The sequence below is a fragment of the Nocardioides sp. AX2bis genome, from assembly GCF_902506435.1.
Classification (GTDB): domain Bacteria; phylum Actinomycetota; class Actinomycetes; order Propionibacteriales; family Nocardioidaceae; genus Nocardioides.
The window spans coordinates 3,658,816-3,684,781 of the sequence record NZ_LR733215.1; the positions used below are offsets into that span (position 1 = coordinate 3,658,816).

Here is a 25,966-nt window from a genome sequence, read left to right on the forward strand (position 1 = left end):
GGGTCGGAATGGGCGCGGTTCGCTTCTGGGGGACAGGCATCGTCCATCAGCGTCCGCGTCGCGTGTCTCGAGAGCCAGCGCCGGTAACTGCCAGTGGGAGGCCGGTGCGGTCGTAGACGACGTCGGCTACGGTCTCGAAGGTCAGTGGCCCGGTGTGGCCGAACTCGAGGGTGGCCTTGAGGATCAGTTCGGACCAGTTGCGCCAGGACCCGTGACCGTAGGCCTCCTCGATCTGGGCCAGTAGTTCTCGTGGGGTGGCGGCGAGGTCGGGGTTGCTGCGGCGCAGCAGGTCGAGCATCCGGTCGGTGCCCAGTCGCTTCACCGCGATGCGCCGGTTGACCCGGGTGGCGACGGACTGGTCCTTGGCGATGTGTGCGTCGAGGTTCGACCCGGCGAGCACGATCGCGAACCGGGGCAGCCGGGCAGACCACAGCCATCGCAGCTGGCGCAGTGCGGCGTGGGTGAGGTGTTGGGCCTCGTCGACGACCAGGAGCGTGGGCACCACGGTGAGGTAGTCCAGGGCGGCGCATTGCATCGCTCTGGCGGTCCCGGATGCCGTCCCGGTCAGGGCGGTGGTGAGGACCGCCCACTGGGCTGCGGGGGCGTTAGCGCTTTCCGGGATCTCGACCTGGACGGTGTTGACGTCCGCGACCGCGATCAGCGCTTGGAGCAGGGTCGACTTGCCGGCACCCCAGGGACCTGAGACGACGGTGCACAGGCCGCTGCGCCGACCAGCGACCCGCTCGGTCCCGACCCGGGTCGTGGAGTCCTCTGGAACATCGGACTCAAGGTCGGTGGCGACGCCGTTGATCAGCTGCCGCAACGCCGGTGTGAGGACCAGGGTGCTGCCGGTTGCCATGTACTGGCGGCGGAAGCCGGGGTCGAGGTGCTCATCAGCGTGTTCGGCCTTCCAGGCGTGCGGGTGTCCCTCAGGAAGCATCGTCGTCACCACCCTGATCCTCTGCCGGGTCCGGAGCCTGCTGGACCCGACGACGCGCTCGTTCAGCCCGGGCGGCCTCGAGACGTCGCACCGATGCCTCGGCGAAGTCCTCGGAGTCGTCGGAGTCGCCAGTCAGTTCGTCGGCCCCCGAGGGTCGAGCCGTGTCGGCCGTTCTTGGCGCCGTGTGACGACGGCCGCGTCGCGTGGGACGGACGACCTCGCGCCGGTCACCAACGTCCAGATCGCTCGTCCCATCGGCCTTTGCGTCCTCGGCTATGTCCTCGGTCATGTCCTGGGCGTTGGCCTCTGTCAGCGGGTCGCCCTCGGCAAGGATGACGGGGGTCCCGGGGTCGGCGGCCTCTCGCTGGGCGTTGATGGCTCGGACCGCCTCGTCCTCGGCTTCCTCAGCGGCGTCAGCGAGGCCGTCTGCGACCTGGTCCCACGCGGTTGCCGCGTCATCGTTGGCCTCTACTGCGCGTCGGGTGCCGGCGTCGGCGACGAACCGCTCGCGTCGATTGCGGTCCTGGTAGAGCCCGTGCTGGTCAACGGGGTCGGGCTGGTCGCGGGGTTCGACGACTGCGAGGAAAATGTTGTGCTTGTCGAAGACGTAGAGCACGTCGGGGTTCAGCAGTCGGGCGATGACGACCTTCTGGCCATCCACAGCCCTGTTGGCCAGGTCGCGGCTGAGCCAGTGCCGGCGGTCCCACTGCAGCCCTCGGGTGACGTCGAAGATGCGCTCTCCCACGATGGTGGCCAGGGCGGCCTCGTCCTCTGCGAGCAGGTCGTGGCCGGCATAGACCCGCCCCTCGTCCTGGGCCTGGGCGTAGACCTCGAGGCGACTCATGCCGGCCCGCTCGCCCTTGGCGTAGACGGCGTGGGCGAAGGTCGCAAACCACTCCTCGACAGCTTCCTCGACGTCCTCGTAGGGGAGCTCTCCGTGGTCGAGACGTTGACCTGCCCGGTCTACCCATCCACGCCGGGACCCGGCGCCGTCGCGGAAGAGCCGCAAGAGTGACTGGTGCATGACCTCGTGGTCGCCGTTGGCCTGCGGCTGGTGGGAGGGGATGGGTGCGTTCCCGATGCCGAGCCTGCGCGCTGCGGCGGCACCGTTCTCGCCCATGAACGTGCCGCCCTGGTCGCTGTTCAGGTAGCGGGCCACGCCCGAGACCCGTAGCTCGCGGCTGGGGTCGGTGGGGTGGGGCACGGTGTAGCCGATGGCGGCCGCCGCCAGGACGGTGCCGGTGTCGGTTCCCGTCGCGGCGCGCGGGGTGACGATCTTGGCCAGGGGCAGCCCGCTGTGTCGTTCGCGGACGATGAGGACCTTGGGCTCGACGGTGACCCCGCGGTAGGAGGCGACGACCTTGAGGTCGTACTCATCGATCGACCAGGAGTCGTTGAGGCTCTCGGCCCCGGACAACGGGAAGGTCGCCTCGTTCTTGCGCTGCCGGGTGGCGTCGTACTTCGCACCGATGCGGACAGGCTCGGACACGTCGGCCCAGGCCCGGTACAGCGTCGAGGTGGCGTAGTGCCGCAACCGGCTCGTGGGGTCCTGATGGACTGCCTCGATGGCGTCGATGATCGTGGAGTGGGTCGCGAAGAACGCCACCTCGTCGGGGGTCAGCTGGAGCCGGTCGACCTCGTTGAACTTGTAGAGCCAACCGGGCAGGGACCCCGTGGTGAGCCCGGTGCGGCACCCCCGCCCGTGGGTGAAGTCGCTGCAGGTGGGCACACAGCCGTCGGTCTCGGTGCCTGCGTCGTCGGGCTGGTCAGTGGGCGCCCGGGGGCCGGGATGGGTGTCGCGGGCGTTGTTGAGCTTGTACTGACAGGTCTGCTCCCACCACCGGTTGATGGTGCGGAGGGCGACACCAGCTGCGGATGCGCACGCATCCTTGTCGGCGGCGGTGACTTCGCCCCGTAGTGCGAGGACCTCCTCGAGCTGGGCGATCGTTGCGACCCTCATGGGCGCTGAGGCCCGGTTTCCGTGGTTGCCCTTGCGGCGACCGTCCGAGAGGCGTTCGACCTGCCGCTCCCCGGGCAGCCTTTCTCTCGCTGCGGCCAGGTCGATGACCTGTGCGGTACCGGTGTCGACCTGCCCCTTCGCGGGCCTCATCGCACGGCTCCTCGGCCGCTGCGGGCGCCGGTGTCGCCGGCCGGGTGGGCGTTGGTCGCCTCACCGTTGGGTCGGGCGTCGGGGCTGGTGTTCGGCTGGCACAGCCGGGGACGACAGTCGCGGCAGCCACCGATGCGGTGCTCCTCGCCGATGCTGGGCCGTCCGCTGCTGAGGTCGGCAACGAAGTGCAACCCGGTGTTGGGGGCGCGGTGCGTCAGGACCCGGACGCCGAGCACACCGGTGTGCGCGGCGGCGGTCGTGGTGGTGGTCGTGTTGGCTCCGCTCTCGGCGAGCAGGCGGCCGATGCTGGTCATGTCTTCGGCGACCTTGCGCCTGGCCCATGAGTCGAGACCGACGAGACCACGGATGCTGGTGTGGTGGAACCGGTCGATGAGCAGACCGGCCTCAGGTCCGTCGGGATGCGCCCACAGGACCCGCGGGCGTCGAAGGAGACGGTCGACGGTCCCGGGCCCAGCGCCCATCTCGTCTCCGGTCACGTTCTCCGCACCCAGGGCGTCGTCGGTGATGACCTCGTCGGTGTCGCGCTGGTCGTCGAACCAGCGCCGCAGGGCCCCGGTACTGAGGAACCTGAGCCGTTCGGGCTGGGTGAAGTGCACGGCGTAGCGGGCCGCGGCCTCCATGACGGCTGCGCCCCGCCGGTCGAGGCCGTGGCGCGCGAAGGCGGTCTTGACCGGTTCGACCAGGACCGCGAAGGCATCTGCCTGGGCGCCGAGGGAGTTGGGCATCCCGATGGCGTGAAGGTCGTGGGTGAGGCGCTCAGCGGCGAGCAGCCAGGCGTGCTCCTGCTTGCTGGGTCGAGCAGTGATGCTGGCAGAGGGGGCAACGCTGGTCCGGTTGTAGGTGATCAGACCGGGCAGCTGACGCACACGAGCTGCACCGAGGCCGGCCGCCGCGGGACGCGTCTGCTGCGGGCCCCGTCCGGTCAGGGCGTCGTCGCCCGTGGTGCCGCTGGTGGCCTCGCTGGTGGCCTCGTCGAAGGCGGGCCCGAACCCCGGCTCGAGCCGGAGGGCTGCTGCGGTCGCTGGGTCGGTGATACCGAGTGCGGAGCGTCGTGCGGTGCTCATGGTGTTGCGCATCGCGAGCTGTGGGTTGCGGGCGAACAGGGCGGCGAAGTCCTGGTCGACCCCGGGCTCTTCGGTGTTGCCGAGGCTCTGGGGCGCACCGGCTGCGGGGGTGGAGTGGGGGTGGCGGTCGAGCGCGGTTCGGAGGTGATCTTCGTTGGTAGGCACCCTCGGGACGAGTCCGCGATCGGATGCGACCGGCAGTCACTCGGACCGCCGAACTTGCATGCAGCAAAGGTTCTAACGATGCATGCAAGCAGGCGCTGTTCCATGCGTGACTTCGTCGTTGCAGCGCTGCCAGAGTCGGCTCCGTGCCGCCAGGAGAGGGAGTGAAGTCCGCGCCCTTCAGGCGGCGTAGCCCCCTGGACGGCCTCAAGCCAACGGACTTCGATCCGAACTGGCCGCACGGGAGGTTCACCATTCCCCAGGGCCTTCTCGACAACGGCCTCACGCCGGCACAGGCCGAGGTGCAAGCGAACTCGGTGCGTCTGATCCGTCAGCTCGCTCGCGACCTCGTCGCCTACGTCGGTGCCACTGACTCCACCCAACAGGTCCTCGCGACCAGGTGTGGCATCAACGCCGCAGCCATCACCCGCCTCAGGCGAGGTCAGAAGTTCCCTGGGCTGACGACGTTCTTGGCCCTGCGCACGCAGGTGCCGACCGAGCAGCAGGTCGAAGACGGGCTGCTCGAAGGCCGGAAGCCTGCGCCGCAGCGCCCACAGTCCCGCCCCGTCCGTTAGCCCGCCGCGTGACCCCGAGCGGCGGGCGTGCATCGCCAATCGTTCAGTGGACTGCACAGCATCACCATCTGGTGGTCTCGGAGTAAGGAACTGGGTGCCCCGAGAGTAGATCGAACAGGCGTTCGATAGCAACTGATTCCGACTCCGAGGCTGCGTGGTCAGTGGGGCCGAGGCCGCCTGTGGCGCTCAGGCTCAAAGCTTAGGGCTCAGGTCGGGAGCGTGAGCACGCCCCGACTCCATGGGGGGGGTCGGGGCGTGCGGGCTGTGAGCGTTGGAGGGCTGTTGGGCCGTGCCTGGGAGGACTCAGTCGGTGGGCTGGGCGTGCGCGTGGTCGGGGCCCAGGTCGCGCAACCGACCCGGCCATGGGTCGTTGGGTGGTGGGTCGATGAGTGCCCAGCCGTCTGCGGCCCAGGAGTCGTAGGTGTCAGCCTCAGCGAGGAGGCGGTGGGCGTACTCGCGGAGCCGGGTGGCGTGTTCGGGCAGCGTGCTCCCGGCGGGGATGTCCACCTCGTCGGGGCGGGAGAGGAGGCTGCCGACCTTGGTGGGGTCGAGGTCGACGGGGAGCAGGGCGCCGCGTCGGATCGCGCGGTGCTGGCCGAGGCGGTTGGTGAAGACCACGTGGGCGACCCCGGCGCGGCCGTAGTCTCCGCCGAGTTGGTTGCGTTGGTGGGTGCTGAGCTCGGCGGGGTCGAAGGGGCCTCGTACGACGCGGACCGTGCCGATGGGGCCGTCGGTCTCGGGGTCCCACTCGATGTCTTCGCCGGTGTTGCGGCGGGCCTGCTTGGCGGTGTCGCGGACGTGTTCGGCGGCGTGGTCGCGGTCGAAGACGATGACGGGAAGCCGGTTGAAGGGCGCTTTGTCGGGGTCGACGCGCCGGCGCCGGCGAGGTGCTGGGTGTTCGGGGCCTGGGGGGGCCCGGGTCCCGGGTCAGGACCAGCACGGGCGGGCGGGCGGGGTCGTGGTCGGCGTCCATGGATCGAGGCTGCCCCCCCGGACGGCGTCAGCCGCCCCGTGTCGCGGCGGCCTGTGGACGCCCTCCCCCCGACGCCCGGCTGTGGACGTCTCGTGGCCGGACTGGTGGCCGGTCCCGCGACGCACCCCACCGGCGCCGTCCCCGGCCTACGATGGCGCCATGGCCGACGAGACGCCCCGGACGGCGCCGACCGCGGCCTTCTTCGACCTCGACAAGACGATCATCGCCAAGTCGAGCACCCTGGCCTTCTCCAAGCCCTTCCAGGCCGGCGGGCTGATCTCGCGGCGGGCGGTGCTGCGCTCGGCGTACTCGCAGTTCGTCTACCTCGTGGGCGGTGCCGACCACGACCAGATGGAGAAGATGCGCGCGTTCATGTCGCAGCTGTGCGCGGGCTGGGACGTGGCGACGGTGCGCGAGATCGTCGCCGAGACCCTCCACCACGTGGTCGACCCGCTCGTCTACGACGAGGCCGTCTCGCTCATCGAGGAGCACCACCGCGCGGGACGCGACGTCGTGATCGTGTCGACCTCGGGCTCCGAGGTGGTCGAGCCGATCGGCGCCATGCTCGGCGCCGACCACGTGGTGGCCACCCGGCTGGAGGTCGTGGACGGTCGCTACACCGGCGAGATCTCCTACTACGCCTACGCCGAGGAGAAGGCCCGCGCGATCACCGCCCTGGCCGCCGAGCACGGCTACGACCTCGACCGGTGCTTCGGCTACAGCGACTCGGTCACCGACGTCCCGATGCTCGAGGCGGTGGGCCACCCGCACGCGGTCAACCCCGACCGGGACCTGCGCCGCACGGCCGCCGCCCGGGGCTGGCCGGTGCTGGTCTTCAGCCGGCCCGTCACCCTGCGCTCCCGGCTGCACCTGCCCTCGACCCGGCCCACGCTGGCCGCGCTGGCCGTGGGCGGCGCGGTCGCGGTGGGCGGGGTCGTCTGGGCCGGCGCCCGACGCCGCCAGGTGACGTGACCTCCGACCCTGGTCCTGGTCCGACACGCCGGGACCCTCTTGTGCGCCAGGTCACATCGGCGTAGAACAGGGATCAGAACTCCACAGACGGCACATGACCGGGTACCCACGCGGCGAACCACCCTTCCGACAGGGCGCTGACCCCGGCAAGACCGCGGCAGCAGACAACTGCACGCCTGGTAGCCCAAGGCTCATGTGCATCGGTGGCATCCGGGCCCTGCCCGGGTGCCACCACTACGTCCGGGCACAGGTGACCGGCCCGGACGGCTCAGAGCGCCTCGCGGCGCAGCGGGCTGGCCTCGGCCCCCGCCACCCAGGCCTCCGCGGCGTAGAGCGCCCAGGCGTGGACCCCGGCCCGGCCGCCCTCGGCGTACCCGCGCAGGTTCGACTCGTACTCCGCCCGCAGGGCCAGGTGGCCGGCCTCCGGGACCACCAGCGACTTCTCGTCCACCCCGCGGGCGACGGCCACGAGGCGCTCGACGGCGCGGGCCACCAGGCCGTCGTGGCTGCCGAAGCAGGCCGCGGTGGCCAGCTCGGCGTGCACCACGGCGGCCACGAGCAGGGCCGGGGCGGAGGTCGGCGCGGTCAGCAGGTCGGCGACGCCGCGCAGCCGGCGCGCACCGTCGCCGTCACGGGGGCGTCCGCGACGCTCGGCGGGCTGCGAGCCGGTCGCGGCCAGCGCGTGGAGGCGGGCCAGCGCCTGCAGGGGCGCGGCACGCAGGGTGGGGGCGAGCCCGAGGAGCTCCGTGGCCACCCGCACCGCGTCCCCGGCCGCGGCGTCGCCCTCGCCGTCGCGGACCTCGGCCAGGGTCGAGGTGGACCCCTCGAGCACCGCGCTCGCGTGCGCCCCGCGCAGCAGCGACTCGGCGGTGGTCTCGGGGCTCGTGCGGCGCAGGCCGCGGTCGCGCAGCATCACGTCGATGCCGTCCCGGGCGGAGGCGTAGGCGCTCGGCACCCCCTCGGCGGAGGCCAGCCAGGCGAGCGGGTCGGCGGCGGGCACTGCGGGCGGGACGGGCACAGCGGTCGAGCCTAGGAGACGGGCACGGCGGTAACCTCGCCGGGATGAACGACGAGCAGCAGCAGCCCGAGGCCGACCCCGCGCCGGGACGACCCGCACGGGCCTTCGGCGCCGTGGCCGACGCCTACGACCGGGGGCGACCCGGCTACCCCCGCGAGGCCGCGACCTGGCTGACCGGCACCCGGCCGCTGTCGGTGCTCGAGCTCGGTGCCGGCACCGGCAAGCTCACCACCGAGCTGGTCGCCCTGGGCCACGACGTCCACGCCACCGACCCCGACCAGGACATGCTGTCGCGCCTGTCGCTGCGACTGCCCGAGGTGCGCGTCACCCAGGCCCCGGCGGAGGAGCTGCCCGTGCCCGACCGCTCGGTCGACGTGGTGGTCGGCGCGCAGTGCTTCCACTGGTTCGACCTCGACCGGGCGCTGCCGGAGATCGTGCGGGTGCTGCGGCCCGGCGGGCACGTCGCGATGGTGTGGAACGAGCGCGACGAGCGGATCCCGTGGGTGCGTCGGCTGGGGCGGATCCTCGGCGGCACCGGCCAGCCGCGCGACTGGACGACGCTGCTGAGCGCCTCGGGCCTGTTCGGCTTCGTCGACGAGACGTCCTTCGGGGCCTGGCAGACCCTGGACCGGGACCGGCTGCGCGACATGGTGCTGTCCCGCTCGCACGTGCGGGTGCGGGACGAGGAGGAGCGCGAGCGCGTCCTGGCCGAGGCCCTGGCGCTCTACGACGGCTTCGGCCGCGGCTGGGAGGGCCTCCAGCTGCCCTGGAGCGCGCGCTGCTTCCGCGCGACGGTCGCACCGCGTCGTGGCGTCGACCTGACGGCCGGTGCGCAGGACCCGGCAGACGACGCCCCGCCCGCGGAGCAGGCCGGACCCGCTCAGGACGCGGTGGACCCGCCGACCGACGACGACACCGGCACGCTGCTCATCGACTTCCGCTGACCCGTCGCCCCGGCCAGCGCCGGGCCGACTCCAGCGCACCCGCGCGCTGACCGACCAGGGCCACCACCTCGGGGTGCGTCCCGAGCACGTCGGCCACGACCGTCGCCCCGGCCGCCAGGGCCTGCTCGGCGACCCTCCGGGCGAAGAAGCCCGGCGCCAGGAGGTAGGGGGAGACGGCGTCGCCGGGTCGTACGACCTCGTCCACGCGGGGCCCGATCCCCGACATCACCGCCAGCCGCGCCGGGCCTCCCCAGGCCCGACCGAGCAGCTCGGCGGCGCGCGCGAGGTCACGCTGGGCCAGCGGGTCGCTGGACCCGGCGGCGACCAGCACCACGGGGCAGCCCGGCGCGGCGCCGGCCTCGCGGAGCCGGTCGACCTGGGCGGTGGCCAGACGGGCGTGCGGGCCGAGCGAGCGGCCGACCCGGACCGCCACCCGGGCGCCGTCGCCGGCCCGGGGAACGTCCTCGCGGACGTGCATGCCGGTCGTGAGCAGCAGCGGCACGACCACCGCGGGCTCGTCCAGCCCGGCCAGCACGTCGGCGACCAGGGGCTCGGCGAGCTCCACGAAGGAGCCCGTCACCCGGCGTCCCGAGCGTCCGGCCAGGGTGGCCGCGAGGGTCAGGGCGACCTCGTTGCCGGCGGGGGTGCGGGTGCCGTGCGCCACCGTCACGACGTCACCCGCCGCGGCGGGGCCCGGACCCGTCCGGGGGCGGGGCACGGCGTCGTCGGTCACCGGCCCAGCCTAGTCGGCGGCGTAGGGCACCATGCCCTCATGCGCGGCTGGCGGCGACCCCACCTCGGCACCGAGGCTGACCGGGCGACGTTCCGCACCCTGCACCGGGCCTCCCTGGCCGCTCCCGCGCTGCGGGAGGGTCTGACCGCGGCGAGCAGCGAGCGGTCGATCCGCCACCTGCGGATCCTGCTCGGCACTCCTGCCCTGGCCCTGACCGACACCGAGCAGCCCCTGGCCTGGGACGGCGAGGGCCGCCACCACCTCGAGGGTGCGGGCGGGCTCGCGCGCCTGGCCATCGAGCGGGGTCAGACCCGGGTCGTCAGCGGCGCGGAGGTCACCTGTCACGAGGGCGGCTGCCCCGTGCGGGTGGCGGTCATCAGCCCGCTGGTGGTCGAGGACCTCATCGTCGGGACCCTGCAGGCCTACGCCCCGCGCAGCACCGCCGGGCTGGCGCGGGCCGCCGACGAGGTCGCCGGCTGGGTCTCCGGGCAGCTCGCGCTGGCCGAGCTCGACGCCTCGCGGACGCGGCTGATGGAGGCCGAGGTCCGGGCGCTGCGGGCCCAGATCAGCCCCCACTTCGTCTACAACTCCCTCGGCGCGATCGCCAGCTTCGTGCGCACCGACCCCGACCGGGCCCGGGAGCTGCTCCTGGAGTTCGCCGACTTCACCCGCTACTCCTTCCGCCGGCACGGGGACTACACCACCCTGGCCGAGGAGCTGCGCTCGATCGAGCGCTACCTGCTGCTCGAGCAGGCCCGCTTCGGCGACCGGCTGCGGGTCACCCTGCGCGTGGCGCCCGAGGTGCTGCCGGTCGCCGTGCCCTTCCTGTGCGTGCAGCCGCTGGTGGAGAATGCCGTGCAGCACGGGCTCGGCGCCGACGACGGGGTCGGTCACATCACCATCGCGGCCCACGACCGGGGGCAGGACTGCGTGATCGAGGTCGAGGACGACGGCGCGGGCGAGGACCCCGAGCGGGTGCGCCGCGCGCTGGCCGGGGACAGCAGCCTGGACTCGGTGGGGCTCGGCAACGTCGACGCCCGGCTCCGGGCGGCCTTCGGCGACGAGTACGGCCTGGTGGTCGAGACCGCCCCGGGCACCGGCACCAAGGTCGTCCTGCGCGTGCCGAAGTTCGCCCCCGGGGTGCAGGCGTGACCGGCGAGGGCACACCGGTCGCACCGGGCGGGCTGACCGCGCTCGTCGTCGACGACGAGCGGCCCGCCCTCGACGAGCTGGCGTGGCTGCTCTCGCACGACGACCGGGTCGCCGACGTGCTGACGGCCGGCAACGCCGCCGAGGCGCTGGTCGTCCTGGCCGCGCACGACGTCGACTGCGTCTTCCTCGACGTGCAGATGCCCGGGCGCAGCGGGCTCGAGCTCGGCGAGGCGCTGGCCCGGGCCGTGCCGGCGCCGCCGGTGGTGTTCGTGACGGCGCACGAGGAGCACGCGGTCGAGGCCTTCGACCTGAACGCCGTCGACTACGTCCTCAAGCCCGTCCGCGCCGAGCGCCTCGCCGAGGCCGTCCGCCGCGTGGTCGAGGGGCGGGGGGCCGAGGCCCGGGACGCCGAGCGAGCCCCCGCCACCGGCACCGCGGCGCTGATCCCGGTCGAGCTCGGCGGCGTGACGCGGTTCGTCGACCGGGCGGAGGTGACCCACGTCGAGGCCCAGGGCGACTACGCGCGGCTCTTCACCCCGACCGGCTCCCACCTGGTGCGCGTGCCCCTCTCGACGCTCGAGGCCGAGTGGGGGCCGGCCGGCTTCGTGCGGGTGCACCGCTCCCTGCTGGTGTCGCTGGCCCACGTCACGCAGATCCGGATGGACGCCGGACGCTGCACGGTCCTGGTCGGCGCCGACGACCCCGTCGAGCTCGGCGTCAGCCGGCGCCACACCCGCGCCCTGCGCGAGCTGCTCGTGCGACGGACCGCCCCGTGAGCGCCCCATGTGCACCCCGTGAGCACCCCGTGAGCGCCCCGTGAGCGAGGTCCCGCCGCGGGTCCGGGTCACCGGCCCCGAGCGGCGTACGACCGCCCTGCCGCGGTCCTCCGACCTCGAGGAGGAGGCGTCGCTCGAGGCGGTCTACCTCGGCTCGCTGCTGCGCGCGCAGCTCGCGCTGGCCACCCGGGTGCTGCTCCTGCTCGCGGTCAGCGTCGGCTCGCTTCCGCTGCTGTTCCTCGTGGACGGCGTGGCGGCGGTCCGGCTCGGCGGGGTGCCGCTGGCCTGGGTGCTGCTCGGCGGCCTGGTCTACCCGTGGCTGGTGCTGCTGGGGTGGCGCTACGTGCGCCGGGCCGAGCGCAACGAGCGCGACTTCGTCGAGCTCACCGACCGGCGCGCGCGGTGAACCTGGAGAGCCTGCCGGGGGCCGTGGCCGTGGTGCTGGTCGCCGTGGCGACGGTGGTCATCGGCACCTGGGGGCTGCGGCTCTCGCGCACCACCAGCGACTTCCTCGTGGCGTCGCGGACGGTCGGGCCCGCGATGAACGCCTCGGCGATCGCCGGGGAGTACCTCTCGGCCGCCTCGTTCCTCGGTGTCGCCGGGCTGGTGCTCACCTTCGGCGCCGACATGGCGTGGTATCCGATCGGCTGGACCGCGGGCTACCTCGTCCTGCTCGTGCTGGTGGCCGCGCCCCTGCGGCGTTCGGGCGCCTACACGCTGCCGGACTTCGCCGAGGCGAGGCTCGGCTCGCGCGGGGCGCGGTCCGCGTGCTCGCTGCTGGTGGTGGCGATCGGCTGGCTCTACCTGCTGCCGCAGTTCCAGGGTGCCGGGATCACGCTGGCCGCCGCGCTCGACGCCCCGCGGTGGGTGGGCCCGGTGACGGTGGGGGCGGTGGTGCTGGTCAGCGTGGGGACCGGCGGGATGCGCAGCATCACCCTGGTGCAGGCCGTGCAGTACTGGCTGAAGCTGACCGCCCTGCTCGTCCCGGTGAGCGTGCTGCTCGTGGTCTGGCTCGGCGACGGCAGCCCGGGTCCGGTCGGCGGGGGCGACGCCGCCGGCGGTGGGAGCTGGTCGCTGCCGCTGGCCGAGGGCGGCGGCCAGGGGCTGTACTCGACCTACTCGCTGATCGTCGCCACGTTCCTGGGCACCATGGGCCTGCCGCACGTCGTCGTCCGCTTCTACACCAACCCCGACGGCCGGGCCGCCCGTCGGACGACGCTCGTGGTGCTGGGCCTGCTCGGCGCCTTCTACGTCCTGCCCCCGGTGTACGCCGCGCTCGGCCGGGTCTACGGCGCCGCACCGGCGCGGGCGGACTCCCTGGTGCTCGACCTGCCGCGGCTGATGGTGCCGGGGCTCGGCGGCGAGCTGCTGACCGGCCTGGTGACCGCCGGGGCGTACGCCGCCTTCCTGTCGACCTCCTCGGGCCTGACCGTCGCGGTGGCGGGCGTGCTGACCCAGGACCTGACGGCGCGGGCCCGGCTCGGGGGCCTCCGGCTGCCCGACGCCGCGGCCTTCCGGCTGGCCGTCGTCGTGGCGGTCGCGGTGCCGCTGGCCACGGCGCTGGCCCTGCCCGACCTCGGCGTCGCGCGGGCCGTCGGGCTGGCCTTCGCGGTCGCGGCGTCCACCTTCTGCCCGCTGCTGGTGCTGGGCATCTGGTGGCCGGGCCTGACCGCGCCGGGCGCCGTGGCCGGCCTGGTCACCGGGGGCCTGGGGTCGGCCGCGGCGGTGGCGTGGACCCTCGTCGACGGCACCTCGCCCGGGCCGGTGGCCACCGGCTGGACGGCCACCCTGCTCGGCCAGCCCGCTGCCTGGAGCGTGCCGCTGTCCTTCGCGACCATGGTGCTCCTCAGCCTGGCCACCCGCAGCCGCCGCCCCGCCCACACGCGGCGGTTCCTGGTCCGGCTGCACACGCCGGAGGCGCTCGAGGTCGACCGGGGCTGAGGTCCGCCCGCACGACCGCTCGCCGCGCCGGGCCGACCGCTCGCCGCAGCACCGCCGGTCGGCCCTCGTCGGCGCGACGTGACGCCCCTAGCGTGACGCCGGTCACTACTCCCGCACCGAGAGGCGCACCGATGAGCCAAGAAGCCGACACCCCACCGGGCACAGCAGCCCGGCACGACCCCGTCTACGACGAGATCCACGACCGCCCCGAGTTCATCGAGCTGCGCAAGCGCTACCGGGGTTTCGTGCTGCCCGCCACGGTGGTGTTCCTGGTCTGGTTCCTGCTCTACGTCGTGATGTCCAACTGGGCGTCGGGCTTCATGGCCCACCGGCTGGTGGGCAACATCAACGTCGCCCTCGTCTTCGGGCTCCTCCAGTTCGTGACCACCTTCGGCATCGCGTTCCTCTACGCCCGGTTCTCCGTGGCGAAGCTGGACCCGCTGGCCGAGCAGCTGAACGCCGAGTACGAGAAGGGCAAGCGCGCATGAACGACCAGGTGCTGACCACCGTCCTGTTCCTGAGCGTCGTGGCGCTCACCATCTTCATCACCATCCGCGCCAGCCGCTCCACCGAGGGCACCTCGGACTTCTATGCCGGCGGCCGCAGCTTCTCCCCGATCCAGAACGGCCTGGCCATCGGCGGCGACTACATGTCGGCGGCGTCCTTCCTCGGCATCTCCGGGATCATCGCGCTGTCGGGCTACGACGGCTTCCTCTACTCGATCGGCTTCCTGGTCGCCTGGCTGGTCGCCCTGCTCCTGGTCGCGGAGATGCTGCGCAACTCCGGGCGCTACACGATGGCCGACCAGCTCGCCTTCCGGATGCGCCGCCGCCCGGTCCGCCTCGCGGCTGCGACGTCCACCGTCGTCGTCTCGATCTTCTACCTGCTCGCCCAGATGGTCGGTGCGGGCACGCTCGTCGCGCTGCTCCTCGGCGTCGACAACCAGGCGATCAAGAACATCGTCATCTTCGGCGTCGGCGCCCTGATGATCTTCTACGTCACCGTGGGTGGCATGAAGGGCACGACCTGGGTGCAGATCATCAAGGCCGTGCTGCTGATGGTCGGCTCCGCCCTGATCGTCGTGCTGGTGCTGGCCCAGTTCAGCTTCAACATCTCCGACCTGCTCGGCCAGGCCGCCACGAACTCCGGCGCCGGCTCCGCGTTCCTCGAGCCCGGCCTGAAGTACGGCGGCAGCCTCACCAGCAAGCTGGACTTCGTCAGCCTCGGCCTCGCGCTGGTGCTCGGCACGGCCGGTCTGCCGCACATCCTGATCCGCTTCTACACGGTCCCGACCGCGCGCGACGCCCGCAAGTCCGTGCTGTGGGCCATCGGGCTGATCGGCGTGTTCTACCTCTTCACCCTGATCCTGGGCTTCGGTGCCGCGGCGCTGCTCGACACCAGCACGCTCGACCCGGCCGGCAACCTCGCCGCACCCCGCCTCGCCGAGGAGGTGGGCGGTGGAGCCGGCACGACCGGCGGCGCCATCCTGCTCGCCCTGATCGCGGCGGTCGCCTTCGCCACCATCCTGGCCGTGGTCGCCGGCCTGACGCTGACGTCCTCGGCGTCGGTGGCGCACGACGTCTACAACAACGTGTTCAAGAAGGGCATGGCCACCGAGAAGGAGGAGATCCGGGTGACCCGGATCGCCGCGGCCGGCATCGGCCTGGTGGCGATCCTCCTGGCCATCCCGGCCCAGAACCTGAACATCGCGTTCCTGGTGGCGCTGGCCTTCGCGGTCGCCGCGTCGGCGAACCTGCCGACGATCCTGCTCAACATCTTCTGGCGCCGGTTCAACACCCGCGGTGCCCTGTGGAGCATCTACGGCGGGCTCATCGCCAGCATCGGGCTGGTGATCTTCTCCCCGGTGATGTCGGGCAAGACCGACCCGGCCTCGGGCGAGAACCTGTCCCTGCTGCCCGCCGGCATCGACATCTCCTGGTTCCCGCTGGAGAACCCGGGCCTGGTCTCGATCCCGCTCGGCTTCCTCTTCGGCATCATCGGGGCCCTCAGCAGCCGCGAGCCGGCCGCCGAGGACCGCTACACCGAGCTCGAGGTGCGCGCGCTGACCGGCGCGGGCTCCGAGAAGGCGATCAGCCACTGACCGACCACCACCGCTGCATCCCCGCCCCGGACCGCCAGGCCCGGGGCGGGGGTGGCACCGGGGGACAACCCCGGAGCAACCTGGGCACCGACACAGTGTCGGACGACACAGCGTCCCAGGACGGGCGGGGCCACCTGCCGGCCCCGCGCCACCCGTCAGCACCACCCACCCACGACCCACCGGGGAGAAGAACGTGAGCGAGCAGACCCTGTCCAACCTGCTGAAGGAGGACCGGCGCTTCGAGCCGCCGGCCGACCTCGCCGAGCACGCCAACCTCACCGCCGAGGCCTACGAGCGGGCCGACGCCGACTACGAGGCCTTCTGGGCCGAGCAGGCCGGGCGGCTGTCCTGGGAGACGCCCTTCGAGCGCGTCCTGGACTGGGACGACGCCCCCTTCGCGAAGTGGTTCGTCGGCGGGCGCATCAACGCCGCCTACAACTGCGTCGACCGCCACGTCGAGGCCGGCCACGGGGACCGCGTGGCGCTGCACTTCGTCGGCGAGCCCGTCGACGACACCCGCGACCTGACCTACGCCCAGCTCAAGGACGAGGTCTCGCAGGCCGCGAACGCCCTGACCGCGCTCGGCGTCGAGACCGGCGACCGCGTCGCCATCTACATGCCGATGATCCCGGAGGCCGTCGTCACGATGCTGGCCTGCGCCCGGATCGGCGCCCCGCACACAGTCGTCTTCGGCGGCTTCTCCTCCGACGCGCTGGCCACCCGCGTGGTCGACTGCGAGGCCAAGGTGATCGTCACCGCCGACGGCGGCTACCGCCGCGGCGCCCCCTCGGCCCTCAAGCCCGCGGTCGACGCGGCCCGCGAGAAGGCCAGCAGCAACGGCCACGACGTCAGCAAGGTCCTGGTCGTGCAGCGCACCGGCCAGGACCTCGAGGCGTGGGACGACGACGTCGACGTGTGGTGGCACGACGCGGTCGGCTCGGCCTCCACCGAGCACGCCTGCGAGTTCTTCGACGCCGAGCACCCGCTGTTCGTCATGTACACCTCCGGCACCACCGGCAAGCCCAAGGGCATCCTGCACACCACCGGCGGCTACCTGACCGGCTCGGCCTACACCCACTGGGCGGTCTTCGACCTCAAGCCCGAGACCGACGTCTACTGGTGCACCGCCGACATCGGCTGGATCACCGGTCACAGCTACATCACCTACGGCCCGATGGCCAACGGCGCCACGCAGGTGCTCTACGAGGGCACGCCGGACAGCCCCGAGCGCGGCCGCTGGTGGGACATCATCGAGAAGTACGGCGTCACGCTCTTCTACACCGCCCCCACCGCGATCCGCTCCTTCATGAAGCAGGGCCGCGAGATCCCTGACGAGCGCGACCTGTCGTCGCTGCGGCTGCTCGGGTCGGTCGGCGAGCCGATCAACCCCGAGGCGTACGTCTGGTACCGCCACGTGATCGGCGCGGACAAGACCCCCGTCGTCGACACCTGGTGGCAGACCGAGACCGGCTCGATCATGATCAGCCCGCTGCCCGGGGTCACCCACGGCAAGCCGGGCTCGGCGATGATCCCGATCCCGGGCATCTCCGCCGAGGTCGTCGACGACGACGGCAACCCCGTCCCCGACGGCTCGGGCGGGCTGCTGGTGCTGACCAAGCCGTGGCCCTCCATGCTGCGCACGATCTACAAGGACGACGAGCGGTACGTCGACACGTACTGGTCGCGCTTCCGCCAGCAGGGCTACTACTTCGCCGGCGACGGCGCCAAGAAGGACACCGACGGCGACCTGTGGGTGCTCGGCCGCGTGGACGACGTCATGAACGTCTCCGGGCACCGGCTCTCGACCACCGAGATCGAGTCCGCCCTGGTCTCGCACCCGAAGGTGGCCGAGGCCGCCGTGGTGGGCGCGCAGGACGAGGACACCGGCCAGGCCGTGTGCGCGTTCGTGATCCTGCGCGACGAGGCCGGCGACGGCGGCAAGGACATCGTCGAGGACCTGCGCAACCACGTCCGTACGCAGATCGGCCCGATCGCCAAGCCGCGCCAGGTGATGATCGTGGCCGAGCTGCCGAAGACCCGGTCGGGCAAGATCATGCGCCGCCTGCTCAAGGACGTGGCCGAGAACCGTGAGGTCGGCGACGTCACCACGCTGGCCGACTCCTCGGTGATGGACCTGATCAGCAAGGGCTCCAAGGCCTCCTCGGACGAGTGATGCTCGACGACGGGACCGCGGGCCTCCGGGGCCTGCGGTCCCGTCGTCGTCGGGGGTGGCCCGACAGCGCGTAGGCTGGGCCTCGGTGCGCCGGGAAGTCTGGTCGGCAACGTCGTCGTCGACCCTGCAGGAGCACGCATGACCCCCGACCACGCCCGGGCCGAGTCCGAGCACCATGCCGAGCAGGGCCGACTGTTCTCCCGCGGGTCCTTCCTGGAGAGCTCGCGCATCGCCGGCGTGCTCCGCGCCGAGACGACCGGCGGGATGCTGCTCATCGCCGGGGCGCTGGTCGCGATCATCTGGGCGAACACCCCCTGGGCGGAGTACTACACCGCCGCCCGCGACTACGTCATCGGCCCCGAGTCGCTGCACCTCGACCTCAGCATCGGGACCTGGGCCGCCGACGGGCTGCTGGCGATCTTCTTCTTCGTGGTCGGCCTCGAGCTGAAGCGCGAGTTCGTCGCCGGCGACCTCCGCGACCCCAAGCGGGCCGCGCTCCCGATCGCCGCGGCCGTCGGCGGCATGGTCGCCCCGGCACTGATCTTCGTGGCCTGGAACCTCGGCTCCGACGGCGCGCTGGAGGGCTGGGCGATCCCCACCGCGACCGACATCGCCTTCGCGGTCGCCGTGCTCGCGGTCATCTCGACGCACCTCCCCACCGGACTGCGGACGTTCCTGCTGACCCTCGCCGTGGTCGACGACCTGCTGGCGATCACGATCATCGCGATCTTCTACACCGACGAGCTGCAGCCGCTGTTCCTGCTGCTGGCGCTGGTGCCGATCGGCGTCTTCGCCCTGCTGGTGCAGAAGCGCTTCCGCCAGGTCTGGCTGCTGGTCCCGCTCGCCCTGGTCGCCTGGGTCCTGGTCCACGAGTCCGGTGTCCACGCCACCGTCGCCGGCGTGCTGCTGGGCTTCACCGTGCCCGTGCTGCGCAAGGACGGCCAGGAGGGTCCCGGCCTGGCCGAGCACCTCGAGCACCTGGTCCGGCCGGTCTCGGCCGGCATCGCCGTCCCGGTCTTCGCGTTCTTCGCCGCCGGCGTCACGGTCGGCGGGCTCTCCGGGCTGGTCGAGTCGCTGCAGGACCCCGTCGCCCTGGGCATCCTCACCGGGCTCGTGGTCGGCAAGACCGTCGGCATCTCGGGCGCCTCCTGGCTCTTCGCCCGCTTCACCCGGGCCGACCTCGACGAGGAGCTGTCCTGGGTCGACGTCGTCGGCGTCTCGATGCTGGCCGGGATCGGGTTCACCGTCTCCCTGCTGATCGGCGAGCTGGCCTTCGGCCAGGGCAGCGAGCGCGACGAGCACGTCAAGGTCGGGGTGCTGCTCGGCTCGGTCACCGCCGCCCTGCTGGCCACGGTCGTCCTGCGGGCCCGCAACGCGGTGTACAAGCGGGTCGAGGAGAAGGAGACCCGCGACGCGGACCAGGACGGCATCCCCGACGTCTACCAGACCGGGGACGCCGACCCCGCGACACCACCGGCCTGACGACCGGGGTGGGCGCCGCGCCCGCCCGGCACGGATAGGGTCTGTCCGGACCGCACGACACATCCGCCGCGCACGACCTGGGAGCACAGCATGGCCAACACCCCGGTGAAGGACACCGAGCCGACCATCGGTCGCCTCGTCTCCGACGCCAGCCGCGACATCTCGGGCCTGATCTCCTCCGAGATCGCCCTGGCGAAGTCCGAGCTGAAGGTCAGCGTCCGCACGGGCGGGATCAGCGTCGCCATGTTCGCCGCCGCCGCCTTCGTCGGCGTGCTGGCGATCATCATGCTGTCGATCGCGATCGCGTTCCTCATCAACTGGAACGGTGACGGCCTGGCCCTGCACTGGGCCTTCCTGATCGTCTTCGCCTTCTACCTCCTCGTCGCCGGCGTGCTGGGCTTCGTGGGGTACAAGAAGATCCAGCAGGTCGGCCCCCCGCAGCGCGCGATCGCGCAGGGTCGCGAGATCCCGAAGGCCCTCAAGGGCAAGCACTGATCCACCCGCCGGCCCGGGTCGCCCGGGCCGCGCGGATCAGGCGGCGCAGTCGCCGGTGCTGACGGCGTCGGTGTTCTGCGTGCCGATCTCCGCGCTCCGGGTCACCTGCGCCGCGGTCAGGGCGTAGCCGGTGTCGGCGTCGGTCACCGACGCCGCGAACACCAGGCCGACCACGTCGCCCTCGGAGTCGAGGACCGGGCCACCGGAGTTGCCGGGCCGGACCAGCCCGCGCAGCGAGTACACCTCGCGGATCACCGCGCCCTCGCCGTAGATGTCGGGCGAGCGGAGCCGCTGCTCGGCCCGGATCCGGCCGGGCTGCACGTCGTACGGGCCGTCCTCGGGGTAGCCGACGATGGCCACGCCGTCGCGCGGCCGGGCGCCCTCCTCGAGGTCGAGCGTCGGCGTCTCCCCGCTGTCCAGGGCGAGCACCGCCACGTCGAGGTCGGCGTTGTAGTAGACCGTGCTGGCCCCGACGGTGGCGCCGCCGATCTCGACGGTCGGCTCGGCGACCCCCGCCACCACGTGGGCGTTGGTCATCAACCGGCCGGGGGCGTACAGGACGCCGCTGCCCTCGACGCCGCGGCCGCACACGTTGTCGCCGCGGACCTTGAGCACGCTCTGCTCGGCGTCCACGACGTCGGGGTCCTGCAGCAGCCGCTTCGGCCCGGGGCCGACCTCGACGATCCGCTCGGGGGCGAAGGGCTCGAGGTAGCGGGGGAAGAAGCTCTCCCCGACGACGTTGTTGAAGGCCTGCAGCGCGGCGGTCGCCTGGGTCGGCACGACCTGGTCGACCCGGCCCAGCACGGCGGAGTCGCGCACCAGCGGCGTCACCGAGCCGATCCGGGAGCCGGACACCGCGACGCCCAGGGCCCACGCGACGATCAGGACGGCGAGGGCGCTGAGCGCCGCGCCGCCGGCCGCGTCGAGGGCGCGCGCGGGCTGCCAGGTGATCTGGTCGCGCAGCCTCGCCCCGGCGTACTGGAACAGCGCCTGCCCCAGCGAGGCGGCGAGGATGACGATGAACAGCGCGCCGAGCGAGACCAGCAGCGACGGGTCGGCGTCGCCCAGCGCCAGCGGCGCCAGGACGACGCCGAGCAGGCCGCCGAGCAGCAGCCCGCCGGTGGCGAAGGCGCCGGTGACGAAGCCCTGCCAGTAGCCGCTGAGGGCGTAGACGAGGACCAGGACGACCAGGAGCCAGTCGAGGAGGTTCATCCGTCCTCCAGGGCCTGGCGCACCGGCTCGCGGTCGACGCGGCGCCCGACGAGCATGTAGTCCGGCAGGTCGTGCATCGGGGCGTCGTCGACCTCCTCGGTCCAGCCGAGGACGTCGAAGAGCCGACTGATGATGCCGGCGGTGAACCCCCAGCAGATGACGTCCTTGTCATCGCCGATCAGGAAGCCGGGGCCGACCCAGCCCGAGGGCCCACGGACGCGGATCCGGTGCTCGGGGGCGACCAGCTCGTGCAGCGCCACCCGGTGGATGGCGTGCACCTCGTCGGGGGAGGCGACGTGGACCGGGCCGGGCTCGCGCCACCAGGCCAGCACCGGGGTGACGGCGAAGTTCGACGGCGGCAGCCAGAGCTCGGGGAGCTCGGCGAAGACCTCGACGCCGGCCGGGTCGAGACCGGTCTCCTCCCAGGCCTCCCGCAGCGCCGCCTCGGCCGAGGTCTCGCCCGGGTCGATGCCGCCGCCGGGGAAGGAGACCTGGCCGGGGTGGGAGCGCATCCCGTGCGCGCGCTCGGTCAGCAGCAGCTCGGGACCGCGCTCGCCCTCGCCGAAGAGCATCAGCACCGCGCCCCGGCGGGGCTCGGCGTCGTCGGGCGGCAGGAAGCGGGTGAGGTCGTGCACCGTGATCCCGCCGGCGCGCTCGGCGACCGGGCGCAGCCAGTCGGGCATCCCCGCGGGGACCTCGGGCGGACGGCCCGCAGGCACGCTCACAGGCGCACCCCGAGGTGCTCCTCGGCCAGGTCGACGAGCTGCTGCTCGGACTCGATGATCACGAACTCGCGGTGGACCACCCGGCCGTCGGCGTCGACGAAGGCCCAGAACGGGAGGCCCTGGAGGGTCGGGAAGGGCGAGGCGCCGTCGAGCTCGCCGTCGGGGTCCTGGAGCAGCTGGAAGGTCAGCCCGCTGTCCTCGGCGAGGGTCCGGGCCTTCTCGGTCTGGGGGTCGAGGTAGTCGATGCCGAGCACCCTGACCTGGTCACCGTGGTCCTGGGCGAACTGCTCGACCAGCGGCAGCTCCTCGCGGCAGGGGCCGCACCAGGACGCGAACAGGTTGACCACGGCCGGGCCCTCCACGTCGGGCAGGTAGACCTCGCCCTGCTGCTCGCCCGCCTGACGGCCGGGGGCGTCGAAGGTCTGCAGCGTGACCTCGGGCAGCGTCTCGACCTCGTCCTCGGTGGTCGCCGACGTGCAGCCTCCGGCCAGCGCCACGACGGCGCCGGCGGCCGAGAGCGCGGCGGCGACCCGGGTCGTACGGCGTCTCACGCGGGGCCCTGGGTCTTGACGAGCGCGGCCGCGGCGACCGGGTCGGTCGGGCCGTCGCCGAAGGACGGGCACCAGTGGGAGACCGGGCAGGCCCCGCAGGCCGGCTTCTTGGCGTGGCAGCGGCGGCGGCCGTGCCAGATCAGGTGGTGGCTCAGCATCGTCCAGTCACGCCGGGGGAACAGCGCGCCGACGGCGTGCTCGACCTTGACCGGGTCGGTCTCGTCGGTCCAGCCCAGCCGCCGGGCCAGCCGCCCGAAGTGCGTGTCGACGGTGATCCCGGGGACGTCGAAGGCGTTGCCGAGCACCACGTTGGCGGTCTTGCGGCCGACACCGGGGAGCTTGACGAGGTCCTCGAGCCGGGGCGGGACCTGGCCGTCGTGGTCGGCGACGAGGGCGGCGGAGAGCTTGAGCAGCGACTCGGTCTTGGCCCGGAAGAACCCCAGCGGGCCGAGGATCCGCTCGAGGTCGGCCCGGTCCGCGGCCGCCATGGCCGGGGCGTCGGGATAGGCCGCGAACAGGGTGGGACGGGTGGCGTTGACCCGCCGGTCGGTGGTCTGGGCGCTGAGCACCGTCACCACGAGCAGCTCGAAGGGGTCGGCGAAGTCCAGCTCGCACCGCGCGTCGGGATAGGTCTCGGCGAGGGCGCGGTCGACCTTGCGGGCGCGTCGGACCAGCGCGGTCGACGGCCGCTCGACCGTGGCCGACGACGGGCCGGACGGGCGGCCCGACGGGGAGGGAGCACTCACGGGCCCCAGCGTACGGCGCGCCGCCGACGGCCCACGGTCGCACCGGCCGGGGGCACGGTGCTGGACCAGTCAGCGCCACCAGGGCCACCTGCGTCACACTGGCACCGCTCACCCCTGCATTCGCGTGTGAGATGCCGCACTCGATATGCTCGGCCGGAATGTCCGGGAGCGTCAGGAGGACCACGTGGACGACGACGTACTGCGCCAGGCGCCGCTGTTCAGCGCGCTCGACGACGAGGCAGCCGCAGCGCTGCACACCTCGATGGCCGAGAGCCGTCTCCGCCGGGGCGAGGTGCTGTTCCGCGAGGGCGACTCCGGCGACAAGCTCTACATCGTCATGGAGGGCAAGGTGAAGCTCGGCCGGACCTCCTCGGACGGCCGGGAGAACCTGCTGGCCATCCTCGGTCCGGGCCAGATGTTCGGCGAGCTGTCGCTCTTCGACCCCGGCCCGCGCTCCGCGACGGTCACCGCGGTGACCGACGCCAGCTTCGCCTCGCTGTCCCACGACGACCTGCTCCGCTGGCTCGAGGGCCGACCCACGGTCGCCCGGGGGCTGCTCACCCAGCTCGCCAGCCGGCTGCGCAAGGCCAACGACGTCGTGGCCGACCTGGTCTTCTCCGACGTCCCCGGCCGCGTGGCCAAGGCGCTGCTCGACCTCGCCGACCGCTTCGGCCGCTCGGCGGACGACGGCATCCACGTCCACCACGACCTCACGCAGGAGGAGCTCGCCCAGCTGGTCGGCGCCTCCCGCGAGACCGTCAACAAGGCGCTGGCCGACTTCGCCTCCCGCGGCTGGCTGCGCCTGGAGCCCCGCTCCGTGGTGATCATGGACATCGAGCGCCTGGGCCGCCGCGCCCGCTGACGCCCCGCCGTCCGCGGGTGCGCGCACGCAGCGGTCAGCCCGCGAGGTAGGCCAGCTGGGCGCGCACCGACAGCTCGGCGGCGCCCCACAGCACCGGGTCGACGTCGGCGTAGACCGTCTCCACGACCTGGCGGGGCAGGCCGTCGTCGGCGCGGACGTCGCCGGCGGTACGGCCGAGGTCGGCGAGCGCGGCACGCACCTGCGCCAGGCGCTGGTGACGGTGGGCGCGGTAGTGCTCCAGCACCCCCAGCGCGTCGTCGAGCACCGGTCCGTGGCCCGGCCAGACCTGGGTGATGCCGTGCTCGGAGGCGACGGCGTGCAGCCGGTCGAGCGAGTCGAGGTAGGCGCCCAGCTGCCCGTCGGGGTGCGCCACCACCGTGGTCCCGCGACCCAGCACGGTGTCGCCGGTGAGCACCGCGTCCTCCGCGGGCAGCCAGAAGGACAACGAGTCGGCGGTGTGGCCCGGCGTCGCCACCACCCGGACCTCGAGCCCGTCCACCTCCACGACGTCACCGTCGGCGAGGCCCTCGGCGCCCAGTCGCAGCGCGGGGTCGAGGGCGCGGACCCCGCAGCCGACCCGCTCGGCGAACTCGCGCGCGGCCTCGCTGTGGTCGAGGTGGTGGTGGGTGAGCAGCACGACCGCGACCTCGCCCGGTCCGCCGTCGACCTGCGCCACCGACGCCACCGCGTCCAGGTGGGCCAGCATCGAGGGGCCCGGGTCGACGACCACCGAGCGACGGGCGCCCGGCTCGCGCAGCACCCAGGTGTTGGTGCCGTCGAGCGTCATCGTGTCGGCGTTGGGTGCGAGCACGCAGCGCCCGCGGGCGCCGAACGCCCCGCCGGCCCACCCGGAGCCCGCAGAACCCGCAGAGCCCGGCGAGCCCGGAGAGCCGCTCACGCGTCCCCGTGACGGTCGTGCAGCACCGCCCGCTGGTGCTCGGGCACCGACAGCGTGTGCCCGCCGGCGGGGTGCTCGACGACGGTCGGGGTGTGCATGGTGACGCGGCGCCCGACGGCGTCGGCCAGGACCGCCCCGGGGTCGGCGTGCTGGGCCAGCTCGAGGCAGGTCAGGTAGGTCGGCGGCATCATCAGCATCGCGCCGGCCTCCACCTGCTCGACGGCGCCCAGGGCCGGCAGCCAGGTCACCGACGACGACTCCGTCGAGACGTCGCGGGTGCGCTGGCCCTCGGGCAGGGCCGCGGTGAAGAACCAGGTCCGGTAGCGCCTCGGCTCGAAGACGGGCGTCAGCCACGCGCCCCAGACGCCGAGCAGGTCGGTGCGCAGCACCAGGCCGCGCCGGGTCAGGAAGTCGGTCATCGCCAGCTCGCGGGTCTCCAGGGCGACCCGGTCGGCCTCCCAGTCCTCGCCCGTGGTGTCGGCGACGACCTGGTCGTGCGACGGGCCGGCCAGCAGGACGCCGGACTCCTCGAAGGTCTCGCGCACCGCGGTGCAGACCAGGGCACGGGCGAGGTCCTCGTCGCAGTCCAGGCGGTCCGCCCACTCCTGGGGCGCCGGCCCGGCCCAGGCGACCTCGGTGTCGAAGTCCCGGCGGTCGACGCCTCCCCCGGGGAAGACGCACATGCCCGCGGCGAACTCCATCGAGGCCTGCCGGCGCAGCAGGTAGACGTCCGGCCCGGCCCCCGGCTGCGACCCCTCGCGGGTCAGCACCACCGTCGCCGCGTCGCGCGGCTCGACCGGCTCGCGGGTGCCCGCGGCGTACTCCGCCGCGAGGTCCACCACGTCCTGGCCGAGGCGGACGGGCGGGACCGGGATCCTCACCCGACCTCGACCATGATCTCGACCTCGACCGGGGCGTCGAGGGGCAGCACCGGCACGCCGACGGCCGAGCGCGCGTGCACGCCGGCCTCGCCGAAGACCTGGCCGAGCAGCTCGGAGGCACCGTTGGCGACCCGGGGCTGGCCGGTGAAGTCGGGGCTCGAGGCCACGAAGCAGACGACCTTGACCACGCGCCGCACGAGGGCGAGGTCGCCGATCTCGGACTTCACCGCGGCGATCGCGTTCAGCACGCACTGCTGCGCGCAGGCGTACGCCTCCTCCTCGCTCACCCCCGCGCCGACCTTGCCGGTGGCCAGCAGCTCACCGGAGCGCAGGGGCAGCTGGCCCGCGGTGAGCACCAGGTCGCCGGTGCGGACGGCGGGCACGTAGGCCGCCACCGGCGCCGCGACCTCGGGCACGCTCAGCCCGAGCCCGGCCAGGACCTCCTCGGGGTGCGCCACG

26 protein-coding genes are annotated in these 25,966 nt (G+C 73.2%); 13 read left to right on the forward strand and 13 right to left on the reverse strand.

What is annotated here, in order from left to right:
- Window positions 1–46: 46 nt before the first annotated feature.
- From GV155_RS17580 to GV155_RS17590, 3 genes are read right to left on the reverse strand one after another with little or no spacing between them, the layout of a single operon-like run.
- On the reverse strand, window positions 47–940 hold the full coding sequence (locus GV155_RS17580) for an ATP-binding protein (RefSeq protein WP_236554516.1): 894 nt from the start codon (window positions 938–940) through the stop codon (window positions 47–49).
- Complete coding sequence (locus tag GV155_RS17585; protein ID WP_160010065.1) at window positions 930–3,050, reverse strand: hypothetical protein; 2,121 nt, start codon at window positions 3,048–3,050, stop codon at window positions 930–932. The genes GV155_RS17580 and GV155_RS17585 overlap by 11 nt, the downstream gene beginning before the upstream one ends.
- The gene (locus GV155_RS17590) at window positions 3,047–4,300 is read right to left on the reverse strand and encodes a hypothetical protein (RefSeq protein WP_160010067.1); all 1,254 of its coding nucleotides are present in this window, start codon (window positions 4,298–4,300) and stop codon (window positions 3,047–3,049) included. Before GV155_RS17590 ends, GV155_RS17585 begins: the two co-directional genes overlap by 4 nt.
- Before the next feature lie 161 nt (window positions 4,301–4,461).
- Here GV155_RS17590 and GV155_RS17595 point away from each other — a divergent pair, with 161 nt between their 5' ends.
- Window positions 4,462–4,872: a hypothetical protein gene (locus GV155_RS17595; protein WP_160010069.1), complete on the forward strand. Its 411-nt coding sequence runs from the start codon at window positions 4,462–4,464 to the stop codon at window positions 4,870–4,872.
- A gap of 303 nt (window positions 4,873–5,175) precedes the next feature.
- Here GV155_RS17595 and GV155_RS17600 read toward each other — a convergent pair whose 3' ends face one another.
- Window positions 5,176–5,490 carry a hypothetical protein gene (locus GV155_RS17600; RefSeq protein ID WP_160010071.1) on the reverse strand — a complete coding sequence of 105 codons (315 nt, stop codon included), beginning with the start codon at window positions 5,488–5,490 and terminating at the stop codon, window positions 5,176–5,178.
- 514 nt (window positions 5,491–6,004) lie between these two features.
- Here GV155_RS17600 and GV155_RS17605 point away from each other — a divergent pair.
- Window positions 6,005–6,817, forward strand: a complete 813-nt coding sequence (locus tag GV155_RS17605) for an HAD family hydrolase (protein ID WP_160010073.1) — start codon at window positions 6,005–6,007, stop codon at window positions 6,815–6,817.
- A gap of 268 nt (window positions 6,818–7,085) precedes the next feature.
- Here the strand turns inward: GV155_RS17605 and GV155_RS17610 are convergent, their stop codons facing one another.
- On the reverse strand, window positions 7,086–7,835 hold the full coding sequence (locus GV155_RS17610) for an oxidoreductase (RefSeq protein ID WP_236554404.1): 750 nt from the start codon (window positions 7,833–7,835) through the stop codon (window positions 7,086–7,088).
- 44 nt (window positions 7,836–7,879) lie between these two features.
- Between GV155_RS17610 and GV155_RS17615 the strand changes: the two genes are divergently transcribed.
- Window positions 7,880–8,779: a class I SAM-dependent methyltransferase gene (locus GV155_RS17615; RefSeq protein ID WP_160010075.1), complete on the forward strand. Its 900-nt coding sequence runs from the start codon at window positions 7,880–7,882 to the stop codon at window positions 8,777–8,779.
- On the opposite strand, the gene GV155_RS17620 is transcribed toward GV155_RS17615, so the two are convergent.
- The gene (locus tag GV155_RS17620; RefSeq protein ID WP_160010077.1) at window positions 8,763–9,512 is read right to left on the reverse strand and encodes a sirohydrochlorin chelatase; all 750 of its coding nucleotides are present in this window, start codon (window positions 9,510–9,512) and stop codon (window positions 8,763–8,765) included. The genes GV155_RS17615 and GV155_RS17620 overlap by 17 nt on opposite strands.
- A 39-nt stretch (window positions 9,513–9,551) precedes the next feature.
- On the opposite strand from GV155_RS17620, the gene GV155_RS17625 reads away from it, so the two are divergent.
- The 9 genes from GV155_RS17625 (at window position 9,552) to GV155_RS17665 (ending at window position 19,632) form a co-directional block, all read left to right on the forward strand.
- Complete coding sequence (locus tag GV155_RS17625; protein WP_160010079.1) at window positions 9,552–10,664, forward strand: sensor histidine kinase; 1,113 nt, start codon at window positions 9,552–9,554, stop codon at window positions 10,662–10,664.
- Window positions 10,661–11,440, forward strand: coding sequence for a LytR/AlgR family response regulator transcription factor (locus GV155_RS17630; RefSeq protein ID WP_160010081.1), 780 nt, complete (start codon window positions 10,661–10,663; stop codon window positions 11,438–11,440). Before GV155_RS17625 ends, GV155_RS17630 begins: the two co-directional genes overlap by 4 nt.
- A 40-nt stretch (window positions 11,441–11,480) precedes the next feature.
- On the forward strand, window positions 11,481–11,846 hold the full coding sequence (locus tag GV155_RS17635) for a hypothetical protein (protein WP_160010083.1): 366 nt from the start codon (window positions 11,481–11,483) through the stop codon (window positions 11,844–11,846).
- Window positions 11,843–13,381: a sodium/solute symporter gene (locus GV155_RS17640; RefSeq protein WP_160010085.1), complete on the forward strand. Its 1,539-nt coding sequence runs from the start codon at window positions 11,843–11,845 to the stop codon at window positions 13,379–13,381. The genes GV155_RS17635 and GV155_RS17640 overlap by 4 nt, the downstream gene beginning before the upstream one ends.
- Window positions 13,382–13,512: 131 nt before the next feature.
- Window positions 13,513–13,869: a DUF485 domain-containing protein gene (locus GV155_RS17645; RefSeq protein ID WP_160010087.1), complete on the forward strand. Its 357-nt coding sequence runs from the start codon at window positions 13,513–13,515 to the stop codon at window positions 13,867–13,869.
- On the forward strand, window positions 13,866–15,482 hold the full coding sequence (locus GV155_RS17650; protein WP_160010089.1) for a solute symporter family protein: 1,617 nt from the start codon (window positions 13,866–13,868) through the stop codon (window positions 15,480–15,482). Before GV155_RS17645 ends, GV155_RS17650 begins: the two co-directional genes overlap by 4 nt.
- Window positions 15,483–15,675: 193 nt before the next feature.
- Entirely contained in the window at window positions 15,676–17,655 is a 1,980-nt protein-coding gene (gene acs, locus GV155_RS17655; protein WP_160010091.1) for an acetate--CoA ligase, read from the forward strand.
- A 138-nt stretch (window positions 17,656–17,793) separates the two neighbouring features.
- Complete coding sequence (gene nhaA / locus GV155_RS17660; RefSeq protein WP_160010093.1) at window positions 17,794–19,137, forward strand: Na+/H+ antiporter NhaA; 1,344 nt, start codon at window positions 17,794–17,796, stop codon at window positions 19,135–19,137.
- 90 nt (window positions 19,138–19,227) lie between these two features.
- The gene (locus GV155_RS17665; protein WP_160010095.1) at window positions 19,228–19,632 is read left to right on the forward strand and encodes a phage holin family protein; all 405 of its coding nucleotides are present in this window, start codon (window positions 19,228–19,230) and stop codon (window positions 19,630–19,632) included.
- Between the two features lie 36 nt (window positions 19,633–19,668).
- Here GV155_RS17665 and GV155_RS17670 read toward each other — a convergent pair whose 3' ends face one another.
- From GV155_RS17670 to nth, 4 genes are read right to left on the reverse strand one after another with little or no spacing between them, the layout of a single operon-like run.
- Complete coding sequence (locus GV155_RS17670) at window positions 19,669–20,844, reverse strand: MarP family serine protease (RefSeq protein ID WP_160010097.1); 1,176 nt, start codon at window positions 20,842–20,844, stop codon at window positions 19,669–19,671.
- Window positions 20,841–21,569, reverse strand: a complete 729-nt coding sequence (locus tag GV155_RS17675; protein WP_236554405.1) for an NUDIX hydrolase — start codon at window positions 21,567–21,569, stop codon at window positions 20,841–20,843. The genes GV155_RS17670 and GV155_RS17675 overlap by 4 nt, the downstream gene beginning before the upstream one ends.
- On the reverse strand, window positions 21,566–22,120 hold the full coding sequence (locus GV155_RS17680) for a TlpA family protein disulfide reductase (RefSeq protein ID WP_160010099.1): 555 nt from the start codon (window positions 22,118–22,120) through the stop codon (window positions 21,566–21,568). The genes GV155_RS17675 and GV155_RS17680 overlap by 4 nt, the downstream gene beginning before the upstream one ends.
- The gene (gene nth, locus GV155_RS17685) at window positions 22,117–22,866 is read right to left on the reverse strand and encodes an endonuclease III (RefSeq protein ID WP_160010101.1); all 750 of its coding nucleotides are present in this window, start codon (window positions 22,864–22,866) and stop codon (window positions 22,117–22,119) included. Before nth ends, GV155_RS17680 begins: the two co-directional genes overlap by 4 nt.
- Before the next feature lie 184 nt (window positions 22,867–23,050).
- Here nth and GV155_RS17690 point away from each other — a divergent pair, with 184 nt between their 5' ends.
- Window positions 23,051–23,728, forward strand: coding sequence for a Crp/Fnr family transcriptional regulator (locus GV155_RS17690; protein WP_160010103.1), 678 nt, complete (start codon window positions 23,051–23,053; stop codon window positions 23,726–23,728).
- A 34-nt stretch (window positions 23,729–23,762) separates the two neighbouring features.
- Here GV155_RS17690 and GV155_RS17695 read toward each other — a convergent pair whose 3' ends face one another.
- Genes GV155_RS17695 through GV155_RS17705 form a run of 3 tightly spaced genes read right to left on the reverse strand, consistent with a single transcriptional unit; the run spans window position 23,763 to window position 25,965 of the window.
- The gene (locus tag GV155_RS17695; RefSeq protein ID WP_328820813.1) at window positions 23,763–24,626 is read right to left on the reverse strand and encodes an MBL fold metallo-hydrolase; all 864 of its coding nucleotides are present in this window, start codon (window positions 24,624–24,626) and stop codon (window positions 23,763–23,765) included.
- Complete coding sequence (locus tag GV155_RS17700) at window positions 24,623–25,507, reverse strand: NUDIX hydrolase (protein WP_160010105.1); 885 nt, start codon at window positions 25,505–25,507, stop codon at window positions 24,623–24,625. Before GV155_RS17700 ends, GV155_RS17695 begins: the two co-directional genes overlap by 4 nt.
- Window positions 25,504–25,965 (reverse strand): RidA family protein, encoded by a 462-nt coding sequence (locus tag GV155_RS17705; protein WP_160010107.1) that lies wholly within the window; start codon window positions 25,963–25,965, stop codon window positions 25,504–25,506. Before GV155_RS17705 ends, GV155_RS17700 begins: the two co-directional genes overlap by 4 nt.
- Window position 25,966: the final 1 nt, after the last annotated feature.

Bases quoted from the DNA above. Each gene is read 5' to 3' on its own strand.
- GV155_RS17605 (WP_160010073.1), top strand. From the start codon at position 6,005: ATGGCCGACGAGACGCCCCGGACGGCGCCGACCGCGGCCTTCTTCGAC.
- GV155_RS17650 (WP_160010089.1), top strand. From the start codon at position 13,866: ATGAACGACCAGGTGCTGACCACCGTCCTGTTCCTGAGCGTCGTGGCG.
- GV155_RS17615 (WP_160010075.1), top strand. From the start codon at position 7,880: ATGAACGACGAGCAGCAGCAGCCCGAGGCCGACCCCGCGCCGGGACGA.
- GV155_RS17625 (WP_160010079.1), top strand. From the start codon at position 9,552: ATGCGCGGCTGGCGGCGACCCCACCTCGGCACCGAGGCTGACCGGGCG.
- GV155_RS17585 (WP_160010065.1), bottom strand. From the start codon at position 3,050: ATGAGGCCCGCGAAGGGGCAGGTCGACACCGGTACCGCACAGGTCATC.
- GV155_RS17665 (WP_160010095.1), top strand. From the start codon at position 19,228: ATGGCCAACACCCCGGTGAAGGACACCGAGCCGACCATCGGTCGCCTC.
- GV155_RS17580 (WP_236554516.1), bottom strand. From the start codon at position 940: ATGCTTCCTGAGGGACACCCGCACGCCTGGAAGGCCGAACACGCTGAT.
- nhaA (WP_160010093.1), top strand. From the start codon at position 17,794: ATGACCCCCGACCACGCCCGGGCCGAGTCCGAGCACCATGCCGAGCAG.
- GV155_RS17645 (WP_160010087.1), top strand. From the start codon at position 13,513: ATGAGCCAAGAAGCCGACACCCCACCGGGCACAGCAGCCCGGCACGAC.
- GV155_RS17670 (WP_160010097.1), bottom strand. From the start codon at position 20,844: ATGAACCTCCTCGACTGGCTCCTGGTCGTCCTGGTCCTCGTCTACGCC.